This window comes from Olsenella phocaeensis, assembly GCF_048189965.1.
Classification (GTDB): Bacteria; Actinomycetota; Coriobacteriia; order Coriobacteriales; family Atopobiaceae; genus Olsenella_I; species Olsenella_I phocaeensis.
The window spans coordinates 147,824-166,738 of sequence record NZ_DBEZHV010000007.1; the positions used below are offsets into that span (position 1 = coordinate 147,824).

Sequence of the window (18,915 nt, forward strand, 5' to 3'; positions counted from 1 at the left end):
TATTTCTTGAGAGGCGCGCAAACCGGCTGTGGTCTGTGCGCCTCTCTCCCTTTTTGCGCCGCCGCGCGCCTAGCACGGGCTCGGCTGCCGTGCGTTCGCGCCGCCGCGCGCCTAGCTCAGTCCCAGCAGCTCCGTCGCGTTGGCGGCGCAGGCCTCGCGTACGTCTCGCCCGCGTATTCCCTCGAGTTGGTCCAGCGTCCGCTCGAGCGAAGCGGCTATATTGGCGGCCGAGAAGGACTTGCCCTCCGTGGGTGGGAGGTCCGTCTCGGTGAGGAGCCTGCCCTCGGGCAGCTGTCGGGCGTACTCGCGGCCGCGCCTGGTGGCGAGCATCATCTCGTTGACCGAGAACCAGCAGCCCGCCTTCACGGCGCGGTGCAGCTCGTCGCTGGTGCCGCTGAACCAGTGGAAGACGCAGGCGCAGCGCTCGAGGGCGCGCGTGCGCTCCAGGACGTCGAGCACCGTGCCGACGCACCTCACGGAGTGGATCGAGAGTACGCGCGGCCTGCCGTCCGGACCGGGCCCCGATGCGGCTGCGGCGCAGACGCGCTCGAGGGACGCGAGCTGGCGTGCCTCGCTTCCCAGGTCGACGTGGGCAGGCGAGAGGTCCATGCCTATCTCGCCCACGAAGCCCTCCCGGCTGGCGAGCCGTGCCGCCAGCGCGACGTCGGCGTCCGTCATGCGGCCGTCCGCCACCCACCAGGGATGCGCCCCCACGGCGAGACGGACGTTGGGGGCGTCTTTGAGCTCCTCGCGCGCCCGCAGGTAGCCCTCCGGAGTCACGCTGCAGGCGAGTATGGCCAGGCCGAGCCCCTCGGCCTCCGCGGCCACCTCGCGCGCGTTGGACATGAGGTCGAGGTGGCAGTGCATGTCTGCCAGCCGCCAGCCCACGCTAGCGCCAGCCCTGGTGGTCGAGCTCGTTGGAGAGCCCCGCGAGGTCGCAGATCACCCGTCCGGCGATCATCTGGCCCATGATGGGGGGCAGGTAGCTCATGGTCCCCAGTATGGAGTGGCTGCGGTCTCGCCTGCCGTCGGGGCCGGTGCCACCCTCGATGGGGATGGGCGGCTCGTCGGAATAGAGGACCCTGAGGCCGCGTATGCCGCGCTTGCGGCACTCCTTGCGCATCACGCGCGCTATGGGGTCCACGTCCGTCCTCTCTATGGTCGAGAAGCGCAGACGGCAGGGGTTGAGCTTGTTTGCCCCTCCCATGCTGGAGAGGAGGGGGATGCCCTCGTCCTGACACCAGCGGGCGATGGCCAGCTTCTGAGACACGGTGTCGATGGCGTCCACGACGTAGTCGGGGCGGGGGAGGGCGGCGAGCGCGTCGGTCAGGCCGTCCTTGCCCAGGAAGGCGTGGAGGGCCGTGACCTGGCAGTCGGGGTTGATGTCGCGCACGAGGTGCTCCATGACCTCGCTCTTGGGCTGGCCCAGCGTGTGCTGCCATGCCACGGCCTGCCGGTTGAGGTTGCTGGGGGCCACCACGTCGCGGTCCACCAGCACGAGGGAGCCCATGCCGCCTCGTGCGAGCGCCTCCGCGCAGTTGGAGCCCACGCCACCCAGCCCCAGCACCATGACGCGGCTCGCCTGCACGCGCGCCAGGGCCGCGTCGCCCATGACCAGCCTCAGGCGGTCGCTTGCGGTTTCGACCTCGGGCGCGACGCCGCTCTCGCTTTGCCGGGGCATGGGTGGGGCTCCCTTCTGCATGGCACGGGCTCCCTTCGCCTTGGGCCTCGTGTTTGCGTACCAGCCGATTGTAGGTGCCAGACGGAGCGCGTGGGCGCCAAAGGGACAGGCCAGAGCCCAAAGGTGAGCATTTTGGGCGATAAAAAAACTGGCAATGTTCCGCAAAGTCAAGAAGATATAGGCGGACGGCATCTTGACCAAGAATTTAATCTGATTCGTCTGCACTGTCTACGTCTGTATATGCATTGTTGTTCAAACAAGTTAGCGTTCGACGAACGGCAGCTCGTCAAAGGAAAACCACAAAACAATATAATTTTGTTCTGTGCGATGTACGTGCGGGTGGCTTCGGCAAGTTGACCTGAGACGAGTCGCGTCGCACGGGACCTGTAGGCAAGGAAGTACAAGAAAGGCGAAGGAGGTAAGCGATGGTAGGCATCATTTTGGCAAGCCACGGCGGGCTCTGCACGGGCATCAAGGAGTCGGGACAGATGATCTTTGGTCCCCAGGAGAGCGTCGAGGCGGTCGCCCTGACCCCCGACATGGGGCCGGACGACTATCACGCCAAGCTGCTCGAAGCGGTCGCTAAGCTCGAAGACCAGGACCACGTCCTGTTCCTGGTCGACCTCTGGGGAGGCACTCCCTTCAACCAGACCTCGCGTCTGCTTGAGGAGGAGGGCAAGGAGGATTGGGTCGCGGTGACCGGCCTCAGCCTGCCCATGCTCGTCTCGGCGTATGGCTCCCGCATGGCGGCCGAGACCGCAGCCGACGTGGCCAAGGAGATCTATCCCGAGGCCAAGGGCGGCGTCAAGGTCAAGCCCGAGTCCCTGCAGCCCGCGGAGGCCGTCGCGGCCGCGCCGACTCCCGCAGCCGCCCCCATGGGCGCCATCCCCGAGGGGACGGTCCTGGGCGACGGCCACATCAAGTTCGTGCTCGTGCGCGTCGACACCCGCCTGCTCCACGGCCAGGTCGCCACGACCTGGACCAAGATGACCGGTCCCGACCGCATCATCGTGGTATCCGACGACGTCTCGAAGGACCAGCTCCGCAAGACGATGATCGTCCAGGCGGCGCCTCCGGGAGTCAAGGTGCACGTCGTTCCCGTCCAGAAGATCATCGACGTCGCCAAGGACCCGCGCTTCGGCGCCACCAAGGCGATGCTCCTCTTCGAGACCCCGCAGGACCTGCTCCGCGCGGTCGAGGGCGGCGTCGACATCAAGAAGGTCAACCTCGGCTCCATGGCCCACTCGGTGGGCAAGGTCGTCGTGACCAACGCCATCGCCATGGGCGAGGACGACGTCGAGACGCTCGAGAAGCTCGCCGGCCACGGCATCGAGTTCGACGTGCGCAAGGTGCCCGCCGACTCCGCCGAGCCCTTTGACGCCATCATGAAGAAGGCAAAGTCCGAGCTTGCCGCCCAGACCAAGTAAGAAGGAGGGAATATGTCGCCAATCACGATCCTGCTCGTCGTCATCGTCGCGTTCTTCGCGGGCATGGAAGGCATCCTCGACCAGTGGCAGTTCCACCAGCCGCTCGTCGCCTGCACCCTTATCGGAATCGTCACGGGATATCCCACCGAGGGCATCCTCCTGGGCGGCTCGCTCCAGATGATCGCCCTTGGCTGGGCCAACATCGGCGCCGCCGTCGCGCCTGACGCGGCCCTGGCCTCCGTCGCCTCCGCCATCATCATGGTGCTCGCCCTCTCGGGCGGCAGCGCCGACTCCACCACGGCCGTCAACGCCTCCATCGCGCTGGCCATCCCCCTGTCGGTCGCCGGCCTCTTCCTCACGATGATCGCCCGCACGCTGGCCACCGGCATGGTCCACGCCATGGACCAGGCCGCCGAGCGCGCCGACTTCGGCGCCATCGAGCGCTGGCAGTTCGCCGGCATCATCATGCAGGGCCTGCGCATCGCCATCCCGGCGGCCGCGCTCTGCGTCATCCCCGCCGAGGCCGTGACCAACGCCCTCAACGCCATGCCCGCATGGCTGTCCGGCGGCATGGCCGTCGGCGGCGGCATGGTCGCCGCCGTGGGCTACGCCATGGTCATCAACATGATGGCCACCAAGGAGGTCTGGCCCTTCTTCGCCCTGGGCTTCGTCCTCGCCGCCATCAGCCAGCTCACGCTCATCGCCCTCGGCGCCATCGGCGTCTCCCTCGCCCTGATCTACCTCGGCCTCAAGGAGCTTGCCACCCAGGGTGGCGGTGCCGGCGGCTCGGGCGACCCTCTCGGCGACATCCTGAACAACTACTAGGCCCCAAGGGAGTGTGAAGACAAATGGCAGAAGAGAAGATCACGCTCAGCGCCAAAGACCGCAAGGCGGTCGCGTGGCGCCACCAGTTCCTCCAGGGCTCCTGGAACTACGAGCGCATGCAGAACGGCGGATGGTGCTACTCCATCATCCCGGCCATCAAGGCCCTGTATCCCAACAAGGATGACCAGGTCGCAGCCCTCAAGCGCCACCTGGAGTTCTATAACACCCACCCGTACGTCTCCTCCCCGGTCATGGGCGTCACCCTGGCGCTCGAGGAGGGCCGCGCCAACGGCGACCCCATCGACGACGCCACCGTCCAGGGCGTCAAGGTCGGCATGATGGGACCGCTGGCCGGCGTCGGCGACCCCGTGTTCTGGTTCACCGTGCGCCCCATCCTGGGTGCCCTCGGTGCCTCCCTGGCGCTCTCGGGCAACATCCTGGGACCCATCCTGTTCTTCGTCCTCTGGAACGTCATCCGCCTCGCGTTCGAGTACTACACGCAGGAGTTCGGCTACAAGGCCGGTGCCTCCATCGCGCAGGACCTCTCGGGTGGCATGCTGGGCAAGATCACCGAGGGCGCTTCCATCCTCGGCATGTTCATCATCGGCTCGCTGGTCGAGCGCTGGGTGTCCATCTCGTTCACCCCGATCGTCTCGAAGATCCCGCAGCAGGCCGGCGCCTACATCGACTGGGCCAACCTGCCCGCCGGCGCCGAGGGCGTCAAGACCGCCCTCCTGCAGTACAGCGCCCTGGGCGTCAACGGCCTTGACGCGACCAAGGTGACCACCCTCCAGCAGAACCTCGACCAGCTCATCCCCGGCCTCGCCGCTGTGCTGCTGACCCTGCTCTGCTGCAAGCTGCTGAAGAAGAACGTCTCGCCCATCGCGATCATCCTCGCGCTGTTCGCCTTCGGCATCGTCGGCCGCGTCTGCGGCTTCATGTAGGAAGCACGCCCGCGACGGCGGGCGTGACGCTCGACGCGAGGGGCCGCGCCTAGTAGGCTGTGGGAGGCAGGGAGCCTTCCCAGCCGAGGGGCGGGCCCCTCTCGCTTGGCACCGGAACGCATCGGGACGCCCATCGCAGCGGGCGTCTTGTTGGCACTGGAACGCATGGTTTGGCGGACGCCCCGGGTGCCGCCACGAATAGACCCCGACCGATCGGAGCCCGAAGATGGCGCAATCGCAGAACAGCAGCGTGGACCTCGCCGTGCGCGCGACCTCCTACCATGGGCTCGCCACCTACGGGAACCTCATGGTGGGCAACAAGGCGATCGAGTTCTACAACGAAAAGAACGCCGAGGACTACGTCCAGATTCCCTGGGGCGAGGTGGACCACGTCGCCGCGTCCGTGATGCTGGGTGGCAGGTTGATCTCGCGCTTCGCGGTGTTCACGAAGACGAACGGCAGCTTCTCGTTCTCCACGAGGGACAACAAGGCAACGCTGCGCGCGATGCGGCCGTACGTGGGGGAGGACCGTCTCGTGAGGTCACCGAGCTTCCTGGACGTGGTCGGGCTAGGCGTGCGGCGCCTGTTCAGGGACGTCACCGGGAAGTAGCGCCGTCGCGCGTCGCGTGGGCGTACGGGCGGGCGGCTGCGCCTCTCGCCTTCGTCGTCCACGCGCCTGTGCACGCGCAGCCTCACCGTGCACGCTCCAACGCACGCTCAGTCTCATCGAGCACGCGTCAACGCACGCTCATTTCATCCTTCACGCTCCAACGCACACGCGCCTCGGCGTTTGCCCAGTTGCCGCCTTGGGAGCTTGTGCGCTCGCGCGTGGAGGATTCACGCGTCGTGCGTTCGCGCGTGGAGAACGCTCGCGGCGTGCACGACGGCGTGCGCGGTGGTGCGGGACGTGCTCGGCTACGTGCATGATGGCGCCGCAGCGTGCGCGGCTACGTGCATGGTGGTGCTGCGGTGTGCGTGACGGCATGCCGGGCGAGTGGCGCGTGCGCCAGGCTGCGCCGCGACGGCGCCCCAACTGTCGCGATGCCAACTGTTGGCTGTGTGAAGCCCCAGGCAGGAGCATCTGCCGACAGCCTGCCCTGCGCTATACTGCCTGCGCATATGACTAAGAGCCCGCGCCTCGCGCTTGCGGGCGCAGGCGAGAAGGAGAGACACGTGGCAACCATCAGCACCGCAGACTTCAAGAACGGCATGGGCCTCAAGATCAACGGCAAGTACTACACCCTCGTCGAGTTCCAGCACGTCAAGCCCGGCAAGGGAGGCGCCTTCGTCCGCTACACCATCAAGGACCTCAAGAGCGGCAAGACCATCAACAACCAGACGGTCAACGCCGGCACCAAGTTCGAGAGCGTCCAGCTCATCACCCGCGAGATGCAGTACCTCTACAACGACGGCGTCGCCTACGTCTTCATGGACAACGAGTCGTACGAGCAGATCCCCGTCGACCCCTCCTACATCGGCGACAACGCCCAGTGGCTCAAGGAGAACGACACCTGCCAGCTCCTCTACGCCGACACCGAGCTCCTGGGCGTGAACCCGCCCATGTTCATCGAGGTCGAGATCACCGAGACCGACCCCGGCTTCAAGGGCGACACCGTCCAGGGCGGCACCAAGCCCGCCACCATCGAGACCGGCGCAACCATCCAGGTCCCCATGTACCTGAACCAGGGCGAGGTCATCAAGGTCGACACCCGCGACGGCAAGTTCGTCTCGCGCGTCTAGCGCCCCCAGGCATGCCCCCTTCGGGACCCGCGTGCGAGCGGCACGTGGGTCCCGCGCTTTAGGGCCGGGACCGCGCGTTGGCTTCCATGTCCGGCATGCCCGTGTCCGACCGGGCACCCGTCCTGCCCGCGCGAACGGCGTGCCGGCGTCGTGTCCCCGCGGCGGCTTCGTGGGCGACGGCACCCGGCCATGCCCAACGTCTATACTGGTCCCGTGAGCGTCGCAAACGGATTCGACGGAGCGTCCCTCCCGAAAGGACTTCCCATGGCAGACAGCGAACTCTTCATCTCCGGAATCGGCATCTCGCGGAACGTCGTCTCGACCATCGTCACCCTGGCGGCCGAAAAGGTCGAGGGCGTCGTGCGCGTGGGCGGCAACGACATCGCCTCCAGCCTGGTCTCCGTCTTCACCCGCAGCAGCGTTCCCGCGGCGCAGGCCGTCGAGTCCAGCGTCGAGGACGACGAGCTCAGGGTCTCCGTCCACCTGGCCGTCTTCTACGGGTACCCCTTCACCCAGCTCGCCGCCGCCGTTCGCGAGGCCGTCGCCGCCGCCATTACCGAGCAGGTCGGCGTCCAGGTCGCGGCGGTCGACGTCTGCATCGACAGCCTCGTATTTCCCAAGGAGTAGCGTTGTCCAACATGCACTTCGGTCCGCGCACCACTGCGCGCAGCCAGGCCCTGCAGCTTCTGTTCCAGGCCGAGGCCACTGGCCGCACGGTCTATGAGGTCCTCGAGGGCGACTACTCGCTCTCGGACGGCCCCCTCGACCCCTTTGGCGAGCGCCTCGCGCGCGGGGCGGACGACATGCGCTCCGATCTCGACGCCGTCATCGACGCGACCTCCTCCAACTGGAGGCTCTCGCGCATGCCCGCCGTCGACCGCAACCTCCTGCGCATCGCCCTGTATGAGATGCTCGAGGTCGACGAGGTTGCGACCGCCGTGGCAATCGACGAGTCCGTCGAACTGGCGAAGGCCTACGGTACCGACGAGTCCTCGCGCTTCGTGAACGGCCTTCTCGGCCGCGTCGCCTCTCGCATGGAGGCGGGTCGCGACGTGGTCGCGGACGCCCATGAGGAACTCTCCCGCCGCGCGGAGGAGGAACGCCGGCATGCCGAGGCGGCAGACGCCGAGCTCGTGGAGGCTGGAGAGGCGGAGGACGAGGGTGGCCTCGACCGGGCCGACTCCGGCGAGGCCGATGCCCGGCCAGGCGAGAACGGCGTCGACTCCGAGGCTGCGGCTGAGCCCCAGCCGGAGGCTCCTGCGGAGTCCGAGGTCCCCGAACCCCAGACCGTCGAGGCAGAGTAGGCCATGGCGAAGCCGGACACCTCCGCGTACGAGTCCTTCGAGGACATCAGCGGACGCCTCGACCAGATCATAGACCTGGTCCGTGACAAGGAGACCTCCCTCGAGCGCTCGCTCGACCTCTTCGACGAGGCCATAGCCCTGGGCTCCAAGGCGGTGGACCTGGTCGACGCGACGGACTTCTCCGCGCGCGAGCAGGTCCAGCTTGCCGATTCCCACGCGCCCCAGGCGGCGGGTGACGGGCAGGCAGAGCCGACCACCAGCGGGGACTAGCATGGGCCGGGGCCGTCGCCGCCTTGACCAGCTCCTGGTGGAGAGGGGCCTCTTCTCCAACGCGCAGGACGCCCTGCGCTCCATCCTCGCGGGCGACGTCAGCACCAGCGACCGGAGGCTCGACCATGCCGGCGAGCTCCTCGCGCCCGACGCGCCCCTCCACGTGAGGGGTCACATCGCCTACGTGGGCCGCGGCGGCCTCAAGCTCGAGCGCGGCCTCGACGCCTTCGGGGTCGACCCAACCGGACTCGCCTGCCTGGACGTGGGCTGCTCGACCGGTGGCTTCACCGACTGCCTGCTCAAGCGCGGCGCCGCGAGCGTGCTCTCCGTGGACGTGGGCTACGCGCAGTTCGACTGGACGCTGCGCCAGGACCCCCGCGTCACCCTCCTCGAGCGCACCAACATCGTGGACGTCCCCTCGCCCGAGCGCGCGGGGCGTGTCGACCTCGCGGTCTGTGACGTCTCGTTCACCTCAGTCACGACCGTGCTGCCCGCCGTGTGCGAGCTCCTCTCGCCCGAGGGCTCCTTCCTCACGCTGGTCAAGCCACAGTTCGAGGCCGCGCGCTCCCAGGTGGGGGAGGGCGGCGTCGTGGGCGACCCCGGGGTATGGCTTTGGGCGCTTGCCAAGGTCGCCTCCGCCTTCGAGGAGAGGGGCCTCGCCCCTCGTGGCTGCTGCGCGAGCCCCATCGCCGGACACAAGGGCAACAGGGAGTTCCTGCTGCTGGGCACGCGCGGCACGTCGCCTGCGGAGCTGGACCTCGCCGGCGTCGTTGCCGAGACGGCGCGCGCCGCCGGCGTCGCGTGGGACGCGCCGGGCACGCGGCACGCCGACCGCGCGCCCGGTCCCGGCGCGACTGGATAGGCGCTCCGGCTCCGTGCTACACTCTTGCAAAGACCGAACACGCGTTCCAAATGAGGGGTGTCAAGGATGAAGGTGCTGCTCGTTCCCAACTACTCCCGTCCCGAGGCCGTGGAGGGCGCCAGCCGCCTTGCGGCGTGGCTCGAGGGGGAGGGCGTCGAGCTGCAGTGGGCCCACGACAAGAAGCTCTTCCCCGGTCGCGTGGTGAGCACCGAGGGCGTGGACCTGGTCGTCTCGCTCGGAGGCGACGGAACGCTGCTGAGGGCGGCACGCATCGTGGGCTACCAGGAGATACCCCTCCTCGGTCTCTCGTACGGGCACCTGGGCTTCCTCACGGCGGGCGGCCCATCCAACATGATCGAGACGGTGGCGAACGCCCTCGCGGGCGAGCTCCACGCGTCCCATCGCGCGACCCTGGACATCGAGGTCGAGTTCGAGCTGCCGGACGGCAGCATAGAGTCGAAGCGCTCCTTCGCGCTCAACGACCTCTCGCTCACGCATGGCGTGAGGGGGGACATGATCGAGTTCGACGTGGCGGTCTCGGGGCACCACATCGAGCGCCTGAGGGGGGACGGCTTCGTGGTGGCGACGGCCACCGGGTCCACGGGCTACGCCCTCGCGGCGGGCGGGCCCATCGTCACGCCGGAGTTCTCGGGCATGGTCTGCGTGCCCGTGGCGCCGCACTCCATCAGGGCCCGCGCCTTCCTCACGGCGCCCTCCGACGTCGTGGAGATCGCGATCAGCCCCGAGCGCCATGCCGAGTGCCTCTTCTTCTCCGACGGACAGCCCATGGACTGCGGCCCGCGCGGCGTGCGCGCCACCGTGAGGCGCGGCCCGGGCGACATCATCCTCCTGGACCGCAGCTCGAAGAGCTTCTACCAGTCGGTCTCGCGCGTGTTCTACGGGGAGAACCGCTGATGATCGACCAGCTCCACGTGCAGGACGTGGCGCTCATCCACGACGCCACCATCGAGCCCGCGGCGGGCCTCACCGTCCTCACGGGCGAGACGGGCACGGGCAAGTCCGCGCTGCTCTCGTCCATCAAGCTGCTCATGGGCGAGCGGGCGGACGCCGGCGCCGTGCGCGAGGGGAGCGACTGCCTGGTCGTCGAAGGCAGGCTCTTCCTCACGGGCGGCGATGGGGACGGCGTCGTGGTGAGGCGCCAGGTCGAGTCGAGCGGCCGCGGCAGGGTGCAGCTGGACGGCCGCATGGCCTCGGTGCGAGAGCTCGCCGAGGGGGTGGGCTCGAGCATCGACCTCTGCGGGCAGCACGAGCACCAGAGGCTCCTCCAGGTGGCAAGCCACGTCGACCTCCTGGACGGCTGGGCGGGGGAGGGCGTGACGAGCGCGCGGGAGTCCTACGCGCAGGCTCTCAGGGACGCCCGCGCCGCGAAGGCGGAGCTCGAGCGCGTGGTCGAGATGAGCCGCTCCGCGGAGGAGCGCGTGGACGAGGCCTCCTTCGTCCTCAGGCGCATAGACGAGGTGGGGCCCGCGGAGGGGGAGCTCGAGGAGCTCGAGCAGCAGCTCCCCATGGCGGAGCACTCGGAGTCCCTGCTCAGGGCGGCCGGAGGGGCGCACGAGTCCATCCTGGGGGACGAGGGCGTCTCTGACGCGCTCGCCTCCGCGGTGTCCGAGCTCAGGGACGCGGCGGCCTACGACGAGCGGCTCGAGGGCTTTGCCTCCCGGCTCGAGTCCAGCCTCATCGACGTGGAGGACGTGGCCTCGGAGCTCAGGCGCTACCGCGACTCCCTCGACTTCGACCAGGACTCGCTCGAGCGCATGCAGGCGCGGATGTCCCAGCTCCAGGGGCTCCTGCGCAGCTACGGCCCGCGCATGGAGGACGTCCTCGAGCGGCGCCGCAAGGCCGCGGAGCTCGTGGACGCGGCCCGCGACGGCAGCGGGCTCGTCGCCCGCGCGCAGGAGGCGCTCGACGCCGCCGAGGCGGAGCTCGCGCGGCGCGCCGATGCCCTCGACGGGCTGCGCGCCGCCGCGGCGCCCGAGCTCTCCCGCGCCGTCTGCGAGCAGATGGCCTACCTCGAGATGGGGACGGCGCGGCTCGAGGTGGCCCTGAGGAGGCTGCCGCGCGCCCAGTGGACCTCCGCGGGGGCCAGCTCGGTCGAGCTCATGTACCGCCCCGCCGAGGGACTGGCGGCGCGCCCCCTCAAAAGGATCGCCTCCGGCGGCGAGGTCAGCCGCGTCATGCTCGCCTGCAAGGTGGTCCTGGGCGAGGCGGACGGCACGGAGACGCTCGTCTTCGACGAGGTGGACGCGGGCGTGGGCGGAAGCACCGCCGTCGCCCTGGCGCAGGTCCTCGCCCGTCTCGCCCGCAGCCACCAGGTCATCGTCGTGACCCACCTGGCGCAGGTGGCGGTCATGGCGGAGCGCCACTACCTGGTGTCGAAGAGCGAGGGCGCGCTCCCGCAGACCACGATCCGCCCCATCGAGGGGGAGGAGCGCGTCGTCGAGGTCGCCCGCATGCTCTCGGGCGACGCGAGCGAGGCGTCCCTCGCCCACGCCCGGCAGATGCTCGAGGCCGCGGCCGCGGGACGGGCCCGTTAGCCGCAGCCCCTCTCGCCTGCGTTCGCGCTTTGTGAAAAATCCTCCATAGGCCCGACGGGCGTACCACCCGTCGTACAATCGAGTCCCGTGGATAAGTCACATCGACTCGTTGCGGGAGGCCCAATCTTATGACCAAGCACATATTCGTCACCGGTGGCGTCGTCTCTTCCCTGGGGAAGGGCATCTGCGCCGCCTCTCTGGGAAGGCTCCTCAAGGCCAGGGGCTACAAGGTCATGATGCAGAAGGCCGACCCCTACCTCAACGTCGACCCGGGCACCATGAGCCCCTTCCAGCACGGCGAGGTCTTCGTCACCGAGGACGGCAAGGAGACCGACCTCGACCTGGGCCACTACGAGCGCTTCATCGACGAGAACCTCACCCGCGAGTCCAACTTCACCACCGGCGCCATCTACCAGTCGCTCATCTCGCGCGAGAGGGCCGGGGACTTCCTGGGCGGCACCGTGCAGGTCGTCCCCCACGTCACCAACGCCATCAAGGAGCGCTTCCTGCGCGTCGAGGAGCAGACCTCTGCCGACGTGGTGATCACCGAGCTCGGCGGCACCATCGGCGACATCGAGGGCCAGCCCTTCGTCGAGGCCATCAGGGAGTTCCGCAAGGAGAAGGGCGTGGGCAACTGCGTCGTGATCCACGTGAGCCTGGTGCCCTACATCGCCGCGGCCCACGAGGTCAAGACCAAGCCCACGCAGCACTCCGTGAAGGAGCTGCGCTCCATGGGCATCCAGCCCGACTTCATCGTCTGCCGCTCCGACCACGAGGTCGACGCCTCCATCCGCGCCAAGATCGCGAGCTTCTGCGACGTCGCCGAGGACTGCGTCTTCGAGAACTCCGACTGCCCCTCGATCTACGACGTGCCGGCGCACCTCGCCGAGCAGGACTTCGACCTCAAGGTGCTCGAGCGCCTGGGCCTCGAGCCCCGCGAGCGCGACCTGGCCGACTGGGGCCGCTTCACCGACGCCATGCACGAGGCCAACCGCCGCGAGGACGTCGTCACCGTCAAGGTCGTGGGCAAATACACCCAGCTGCCCGACGCCTACCTCTCCATCATCGAGGCCCTTCACCACTCGGGCGTCTTCTATGGGCGTCACGTGCGGATCGACCTGGTGGACGGCGAGGAGCTCGACGAGTCCAACGCGGACGAGGTCCTGGGCGGCGCCGACGGCATCCTGGTCCCCGGCGGCTTCGGCCTGCGCGGCATAGAGGGCAAGATCCTCTCGGCCCACCGCGCCCGCACGCAGCTCGTCCCCTACCTGGGCGTGTGCCTGGGCCTACAGGTGGCGGTCTGCGAGTTCGCGCGCAGCGTCTGCGGCATGCCTGGGGCGACCTCGACCGAGTTCGTCCCCGACGCCGAGTATCCCGTGATCGACCTCATGCCCGACCAGGAGGACGTGACCGAGAAGGGCGGCACCATGCGTCTGGGTGCCTATCCCTGCAAGCTGGGCGAGGGGAGCCTCGCCCGCGAGGCCTACGGGGAGGAGCTCGTCTACGAGCGCCATCGCCACCGCTTCGAGGTCAACAACGCCTATCGCGCCAGGCTCGAGGCGGCCGGCCTTCGCCTGAGCGGGCTCTCGCCCGACGAGCGCCTGGTCGAGATGGTCGAGCTCCCCGAGGACGTGCACCCCTGGTTCGTGGCGACCCAGGCTCACCCCGAGTTCAAGAGCCGCCCGACCAGCCCGGCACCGCTCTTCCGCGAGTTCGTGCGCGCCGCGATCGCCCACCACGAGGGCTGCGGCCGTCTTGCCGTCGAACCCCTGCACGCAGGGGCCAAGGAGGCGTAGTTTGGCCGCGAGCCTCGACAGGGCCTGCCGGGACTACCTTGCCTACCTTGCCATCGAGCGAGGCAGCTCACGCAACACGATCCAGTCCTACGGGCGCGACCTCGACCGCTACCTGGCCTTCCTGGCCAAGCGCGGCGTGGTCGCGCCCGACGACGTGACGAGGGAGGACGCGGAGGCGCACGTGAGGGAGCTCCACGAGATGGGACTCGCCTCCTCCTCGGTGCAGAGGGCGGCCTCGGCCATGAAGGGCTTCCATCGCTTCATGGTGGCCGAGCAGATCTGCGAGAACCACCCCACCGCGGACCTCGCGCTGCCCAGGAAGCCCGAGCGCCTACCGGACGTCATATCGCGCGAGGACGCGGCACGCCTCCTCGACGAGCCCTTCCGCGTGGACCCCAGGCCCAAGGCGCGCCAGACGGGCGAGCCCGACCGCAGCAACGTGGCCGCCTTCCGGCGCGACAAGGCCATCCTGGAGCTGCTCTATGGCTGCGGCCTGCGCGTCTCCGAGCTCTGCGGCCTGGACCTGAGGGACGTGCTCCTGGACGAGGAGCTGCTCAGGGTCATGGGCAAGGGCTCCAAGGAGCGGGTCGTGCCGGTGCTGGGAACGGCGGCGCGGGCCCTCGTCAGCTACCTCGAGGAATGGCGGCCCCTGCTCGCCGTGCACGGCCGGCCGGGACCGGCCGTGTTCCTGAGCCAGAGGGGGAGCCGCATCACGCGCCAGGCGGTGCACGCGCTCGTCGAGCGCTACGGCCGCATGGTGGGGATCGAGGGACTCCACCCCCACACGCTGAGGCACAGCTACGCGACGCACCTGCTCGAGGGGGGCATGGACCTGAGGATGGTCCAGGAGCTCCTGGGGCACGCGTCGGTCTCGACCACCCAGCTCTACACGCACGTCGACCGCACCCACGTGCGCATGGCCTACCTCCAGGCCCATCCGAGGGCCGGCCTGCGGGAGGGGTAGTCGCGCTGGAGCGCCTGGCAGGGGGGTGGCGTCGGGGCATGCGCTGCGCGGTGAGGCAGGTTTGTCGGTGGTTCCCCTCCCCAGAAGTGCCGACAAGCGGGCTGTTCTGGCCATAAGCGTGTCATTGCCGGCCGTTTGTCGGTGGCTTCCTTCTCCAAAAGTGCCGACAAGTGGGCTGTCCTGGACGTGAGCGTGCCATGTCGGCCCGTTTGTCGGTGGTTTCTCTCCCCAGAAGTGCCGACAAGCGAGAGGGTCTGCCTTCTTGCCTGCCTTCCTGCTTGTGCCGCGGCTCCGGCACCGCCCAGCCCCTACGCCGCCCGGCCTCCGTCCGCACTCCACCCCACACCTCGTCCCACCGAGGCCGCAGACTCCTCTCGTCTGAGAAAAACACCCTATCTGACCTGCGAAGATGCATTCTACCAGCAGATTCACAGGTCCTACACAACTTGCCATGCGAACTTGTGCCCAGAACGGGCGTTCCCACGACATGTGGGGCATGACCCAGGCTCCGGGTCCGCTCAGCCCAAAATGTGGTGCCTTCGGTGTACCAAAGTGGGGGGAAGTGTTGCGAAAGGGAGCGGATGACCTATTATTAGTCTCACGTTTTCGAGGGGGGACTCCCTGCGAGCAGAGAGGGGAGGGGGACATGTACCTGACTGGCAGCTACCAGCACAACCTGGATGCCAAGTCTCGTGTCACGCTTCCCGCCCCGTTCCGCAAGCAGTTCGAGGAGCAGGTGTGCCTCGTCCCCGTCGGAGACGCGATCTATGGCTTCACCCCCCAGAGCCACCAGGCGTGGATCGAGAGCTTCTTCCCCGACGGGTTCGACCCGCGCAGCAGGAGGGACGACAAGCTCCGCAGGGCGCTCTCGTCGAAGACCGTCACGGTCGACGTCGACTCCGCAGGACGCGTGGCGCTCGGCAAGATCGGCGCCGGATGCCTCGAGAAGTGCGGCATCGAGCGCGAGGTCGTGATCGTTGGCAACATCGACCACCTCGAGATCTGGGACGCGTCCCGCTTCGGCCAGGAGATGGATGAGCTCGACGAGGACCTCGACGCGCTCATGTTCCGCGACTAGGCGCAGGCGGGGAGGGCGAGCCACTTGACAGGCGAATATCGGCACGTGCCCGTGATGCTCGAGGAGGTCATCCGCGAGCTGGACCCCAAGCCAGGCGAGGTCGTCTGCGACTGCACCCTGGGGGGCGCCGGCCACTCCGTGGAGTTGGCCCGGCTCGTCCAGCCCGACGGCCTCTCGATCGGCATCGACCAGGACGACATGGCCCTCGCCGCGGCCACCGAGCGCTTCGAGCGCGAGGTCCCCGGCGCAGACCGGCGCTTCCTCAAGGGGAACTTCGGCCAGCTCGACGAGCTTTTGGTCGAGGCGGAGGTTCCCGGGATCGACTGCTTCCTCTTCGACATCGGGGTATCGTCACCCCAGCTCGACATCCCAGAGAGGGGCTTCTCGTACCATGAGGACGCCCCGCTAGACATGCGCATGGACCCGGGCAACAACACCCAAACCGCAGCAGAGGTCATAAACAACTACACCGAAGCAGACCTCGCCCGGGTTCTCCGCGTATATGGGGACGAGAGGTTCGCCGCGCGCATCGCGCGGCAGGTCGTCCGCACGAGGGAGAAGGCGCCCATCCTCACCACCCTCCAGCTCGTAGAGGTGGTCAAGGCCGCGATTCCCGCGGCGGGGAGGCGCCACGGGGGACATCCGGCGCGCAAGACCTTCCAGGCCCTGCGCATCGAGGTGAACCACGAGCTGGACGTCCTGGACCAGGGCCTTAGGGCCGCCGTCCGCTGGGCGAATCCGGGTGGCAGGATCTGCGTGATCTCGTACCACTCCCTCGAGGACCGCGTCGTGAAGCACGCCTTCGCGGAGCTCTCGCAGGGGTGCACATGTCCGCCGGAGCTTCCGGTGTGCGTGTGCGGTCACGTGCCGATACTCGAGGTCAGGACCAGGAAGCCCCTCGTGGCGAGCGAGGGGGAGATCGAGCGCAACCCGCGGTCGCGGAGCGCGCTCATGCGCGTGGCGGTCAAGCTCGACGCCTAGCGCCCGAAGGCAACACCGGCCCTAGGGCCGCTTGCATGGCACCACCGTGGCACGACGCAGCAGCACGTAGCACCAACGCAGCAGAATCGCAGCTCAGACGCAGCACAAACGCACGAGCGGGCGGAGGCGGGCCGCAAGGCCCGCCGACTCCGCGTCAGAAAAAGGGGTAGGGCATGAGGTACGCAGGGTCCGAGGCATACAGCCTCGACGCCAACGAGGGGAGGCGCCGCCTCGACGAGCGCGGCCACGCGCCCTTCGAGGTCGTCGAAGGCGGCGGCCTGGACGCCCGCGCGCGTCGCGGCGTCTCGAGCCAGTTCGTCGCGGCCTTCCGCGTCACCCTCTGCCTCATCGCGGCCGTCTTCGTCCTGGGGGGCAGCAGGGTCCTCATCTCCACCGCGACCGTCCGCGTCCTCGAGGCCAACTCGGGCATCTCCCAGAGCATCGAGGAGGCCAAGGTCGCCAACGAGAACCTCCAGATCGTGCGCTCGTCGCTCTGCCGCTCCTCTCGCATAGACCGCATCGCCACCCAGAACTACGGCATGGTCTTCGCCACCAGCACCGACACCATCCAGGTGGACGACCAGGACCAGGACCAGAACCAGGGCCAGGACGCCTCGCAGCAGGAGGGCGAGCCTTCTGCAGATGATGCGCAGCACTCGGACGAGGCGGGGTCGGCTGCCTCGGAGTCCTAGACTCTTCGCCGTGGACAGACGCAACGAACAGAGCCGCCTGGTGCGGATGGGAGCGAGAGGCGCCTCGTACGACGTGGCGTCCCGGCGCGGTAGGAACGACGGCTTCGGGTCCGACGACGGCTTCGAGGGCGTCGCCCGCCCCTTGTTCGTGGTGCTCGCCGCCCTCGTCGCGGTGGTCGTCCTGCGCCTCGTCTGGCTGCAGGTCATACAGGGTCCCAGCCTCGCGGCCTCCGCCGCAGCCCAGCGCACCAACGTGGTGGCGGTGCACGCGCGCCGCGGCACCATCTACGACCGTGACGGCAACGTCCTGGCCATGAGCCAGGCCTGCAAGACCATCTACTGCAACCCCCAGAAGGTCAACGACCCCAATGGGGCGGCCCGCATCCTGGCCGAGAAGCTGGGGGGCAAGGCAAGCAGCTACCTCGCGACGCTCAGGGGCGACTCCAGCTTCTCCTACGTGCGCCGCCAGGTCGACACGGACAAGGCCAAGGAGGTCGAGGACAGCCTCAGGGACGCCAAGGCGAACGGCATCTACTTCCTCGACGACGTCAAGCGCGTCTACCCCTACGGCGCCGTGGGCAGCCAGGTCCTGGGCATCGTGGGCACGGACGGGGACGGCCTCTCGGGCCTGGAGCTCTATTACGACGACGTGCTCAAGGGCACGGACGGCGAGCTCGTCTTCGAGACCGGCTCCAAGGGCACGCCCATAGCCGGCACGTCCGCCCAGGCCTCCACCGCCCAGGACGGCACCGACATCGTCATCTCTCTGGACATCGACGTGCAGGAGGCGGCGGAGAGGACCATCGCCAAGGGCACGGAGGACTTCGACGCGGAATCCGGCTCCGTCATGGTGACGGACCCCAAGACGGGCCAGATCATCGCGGCCTGCTCGACGCCCCTCTACGACGTGACGGACACCTCCAAGATCGAGGAGGGCGCCACGAGCCTCAAGCCCGTCTCGTCCTCCTTCGAGCCCGGCTCCATATTCAAGCTCCTCACGACCGCGATCGGCATCGACGACGGGCTCATGGGCACCGAGACCACCTACGACGTCCCCGCCTACCTCAAGGTAGGGGACGACTACGTGAGCGACGACGACGGACGCGACTACGGCATGGACATGAGCGTCCGCGAGATTCTGCGCCGCTCCTCCAACGCCGGGGCCGCCCTCCTCGCCCAGAACGTGATCGGGGCGGAGCGCTTCTCGGAGGGCATAGCCCGCTTCGGCATCGGCAGCTACACCGGCATCGACTTCCCGGGGGAGGTCCCCGGCCTGGTCAAGACCCTCGACCAGTACGACGGGGCGAGCCTGGGCAGCATGTCCTTCGGCCAGTCGCTGGCCGTGCCTCTGGTCCAGATGGTCAAGGCGGTGGGGGCCCTCGCCGACGGGGGCACCCTCCACGCCCCCCACTTCCTCGTGAGCAAGGGCGGCCAGGAGGCGGAGTGGGGGCCCGCGGGGCAGGCCGTCTCGGCCGAGACGGCCTCCGCGGTGACCGACATGATGCGCACCGTGGTCCAGGAGGGGACCGCCGTCCACGCCCAGGTCGAGGGTTACGACGTGGCCGGCAAGACCGGCACCGGCGAGCAAGCGGGCGAGACGGGCGGCTACATCGACTACAGCTACGTGAGCTCGCTCATCGGCTTCGCGCCCGCCTCCGACGCGAAGGTCCTGGTGTACGTGGGTCTCAACGGAACTCCATATCTGGCCTCCGCCTCGGCGGCCCCGCTGTTCTCTACTATCATGGGAGAGGCGCTTTCGGACCTGGGCGTCGCACCCACCAACTAGGTGGCACATC

Annotated in this window: 19 protein-coding genes; 17 read left to right on the forward strand and 2 right to left on the reverse strand. The window is 68.6% G+C overall.

The features are described 5' to 3' along the window. Positions 1–111 precede the first annotated feature (111 nt). Together ACMPH2_RS03945 and ACMPH2_RS03950 are read right to left on the reverse strand one after the other, a co-directional pair. The gene (locus tag ACMPH2_RS03945) at positions 112–867 is read right to left on the reverse strand and encodes a TatD family hydrolase (RefSeq protein WP_072500424.1); all 756 of its coding nucleotides are present in this window, start codon (positions 865–867) and stop codon (positions 112–114) included. A 22-nt stretch (positions 868–889) separates the two neighbouring features. Further along, positions 890–1,681, reverse strand: coding sequence for a tRNA threonylcarbamoyladenosine dehydratase (locus ACMPH2_RS03950; RefSeq protein WP_417118687.1), 792 nt, complete (start codon positions 1,679–1,681; stop codon positions 890–892). A gap of 425 nt (positions 1,682–2,106) precedes the next feature. Here ACMPH2_RS03950 and ACMPH2_RS03955 point away from each other — a divergent pair, with 425 nt between their 5' ends. The 17 genes from ACMPH2_RS03955 to ACMPH2_RS04035 all read left to right on the forward strand — a co-directional run bounded on the left by ACMPH2_RS03955 (position 2,107) and on the right by ACMPH2_RS04035 (position 18,905). Beyond that, positions 2,107–3,108: a PTS sugar transporter subunit IIB gene (locus ACMPH2_RS03955; RefSeq protein WP_062530118.1), complete on the forward strand. Its 1,002-nt coding sequence runs from the start codon at positions 2,107–2,109 to the stop codon at positions 3,106–3,108. Between the two features lie 12 nt (positions 3,109–3,120). After that, complete coding sequence (locus ACMPH2_RS03960; protein ID WP_009279447.1) at positions 3,121–3,933, forward strand: PTS mannose/fructose/sorbose transporter subunit IIC; 813 nt, start codon at positions 3,121–3,123, stop codon at positions 3,931–3,933. Positions 3,934–3,956: 23 nt separating this feature from the next. Next, the gene (locus ACMPH2_RS03965) at positions 3,957–4,877 is read left to right on the forward strand and encodes a PTS system mannose/fructose/sorbose family transporter subunit IID (RefSeq protein ID WP_062530120.1); all 921 of its coding nucleotides are present in this window, start codon (positions 3,957–3,959) and stop codon (positions 4,875–4,877) included. Between the two features lie 226 nt (positions 4,878–5,103). Further along, complete coding sequence (locus ACMPH2_RS03970; RefSeq protein ID WP_417118688.1) at positions 5,104–5,487, forward strand: DUF956 family protein; 384 nt, start codon at positions 5,104–5,106, stop codon at positions 5,485–5,487. A 563-nt stretch (positions 5,488–6,050) separates the two neighbouring features. Next, a complete protein-coding gene (gene efp, locus ACMPH2_RS03975; RefSeq protein WP_009279444.1) occupies positions 6,051–6,617 on the forward strand; it encodes an elongation factor P in 567 nt (188 codons plus the stop codon). Positions 6,618–6,881: 264 nt separating this feature from the next. Then, positions 6,882–7,244, forward strand: coding sequence for an Asp23/Gls24 family envelope stress response protein (locus ACMPH2_RS03980; protein WP_009279443.1), 363 nt, complete (start codon positions 6,882–6,884; stop codon positions 7,242–7,244). A gap of 11 nt (positions 7,245–7,255) precedes the next feature. Then, a complete protein-coding gene (gene nusB, locus ACMPH2_RS03985; RefSeq protein ID WP_417118710.1) occupies positions 7,256–7,921 on the forward strand; it encodes a transcription antitermination factor NusB in 666 nt (221 codons plus the stop codon). 3 nt (positions 7,922–7,924) lie between these two features. Further along, positions 7,925–8,191, forward strand: a complete 267-nt coding sequence (locus ACMPH2_RS03990; protein WP_417118689.1) for an exodeoxyribonuclease VII small subunit — start codon at positions 7,925–7,927, stop codon at positions 8,189–8,191. Between the two features lies 1 nt (position 8,192). Continuing rightward, a complete protein-coding gene (locus ACMPH2_RS03995) occupies positions 8,193–9,053 on the forward strand; it encodes a TlyA family RNA methyltransferase (protein WP_062530126.1) in 861 nt (286 codons plus the stop codon). A 66-nt stretch (positions 9,054–9,119) separates the two neighbouring features. After that, on the forward strand, positions 9,120–9,968 hold the full coding sequence (locus tag ACMPH2_RS04000) for an NAD(+)/NADH kinase (protein WP_417118690.1): 849 nt from the start codon (positions 9,120–9,122) through the stop codon (positions 9,966–9,968). Further along, the gene (locus ACMPH2_RS04005; RefSeq protein WP_062530130.1) at positions 9,968–11,608 is read left to right on the forward strand and encodes a DNA repair protein RecN; all 1,641 of its coding nucleotides are present in this window, start codon (positions 9,968–9,970) and stop codon (positions 11,606–11,608) included. Before ACMPH2_RS04000 ends, ACMPH2_RS04005 begins: the two co-directional genes overlap by 1 nt. Positions 11,609–11,736: 128 nt before the next feature. Continuing rightward, positions 11,737–13,404: a CTP synthase gene (locus tag ACMPH2_RS04010; protein WP_417118691.1), complete on the forward strand. Its 1,668-nt coding sequence runs from the start codon at positions 11,737–11,739 to the stop codon at positions 13,402–13,404. A 1-nt stretch (position 13,405) separates the two neighbouring features. Continuing rightward, the gene (locus tag ACMPH2_RS04015; RefSeq protein ID WP_417118692.1) at positions 13,406–14,368 is read left to right on the forward strand and encodes a site-specific tyrosine recombinase; all 963 of its coding nucleotides are present in this window, start codon (positions 13,406–13,408) and stop codon (positions 14,366–14,368) included. Positions 14,369–15,014: 646 nt separating this feature from the next. After that, on the forward strand, positions 15,015–15,446 hold the full coding sequence (locus ACMPH2_RS04020; RefSeq protein WP_009279434.1) for a division/cell wall cluster transcriptional repressor MraZ: 432 nt from the start codon (positions 15,015–15,017) through the stop codon (positions 15,444–15,446). Between the two features lie 24 nt (positions 15,447–15,470). Beyond that, on the forward strand, positions 15,471–16,427 hold the full coding sequence (gene rsmH / locus ACMPH2_RS04025; RefSeq protein ID WP_417118693.1) for a 16S rRNA (cytosine(1402)-N(4))-methyltransferase RsmH: 957 nt from the start codon (positions 15,471–15,473) through the stop codon (positions 16,425–16,427). 173 nt (positions 16,428–16,600) lie between these two features. After that, the gene (locus ACMPH2_RS04030) at positions 16,601–17,119 is read left to right on the forward strand and encodes an FtsB/FtsL family cell division protein (protein ID WP_417118694.1); all 519 of its coding nucleotides are present in this window, start codon (positions 16,601–16,603) and stop codon (positions 17,117–17,119) included. Between the two features lie 46 nt (positions 17,120–17,165). Further along, on the forward strand, positions 17,166–18,905 hold the full coding sequence (locus ACMPH2_RS04035) for a peptidoglycan D,D-transpeptidase FtsI family protein (RefSeq protein WP_417118695.1): 1,740 nt from the start codon (positions 17,166–17,168) through the stop codon (positions 18,903–18,905). Positions 18,906–18,915 lie beyond the last annotated feature (10 nt).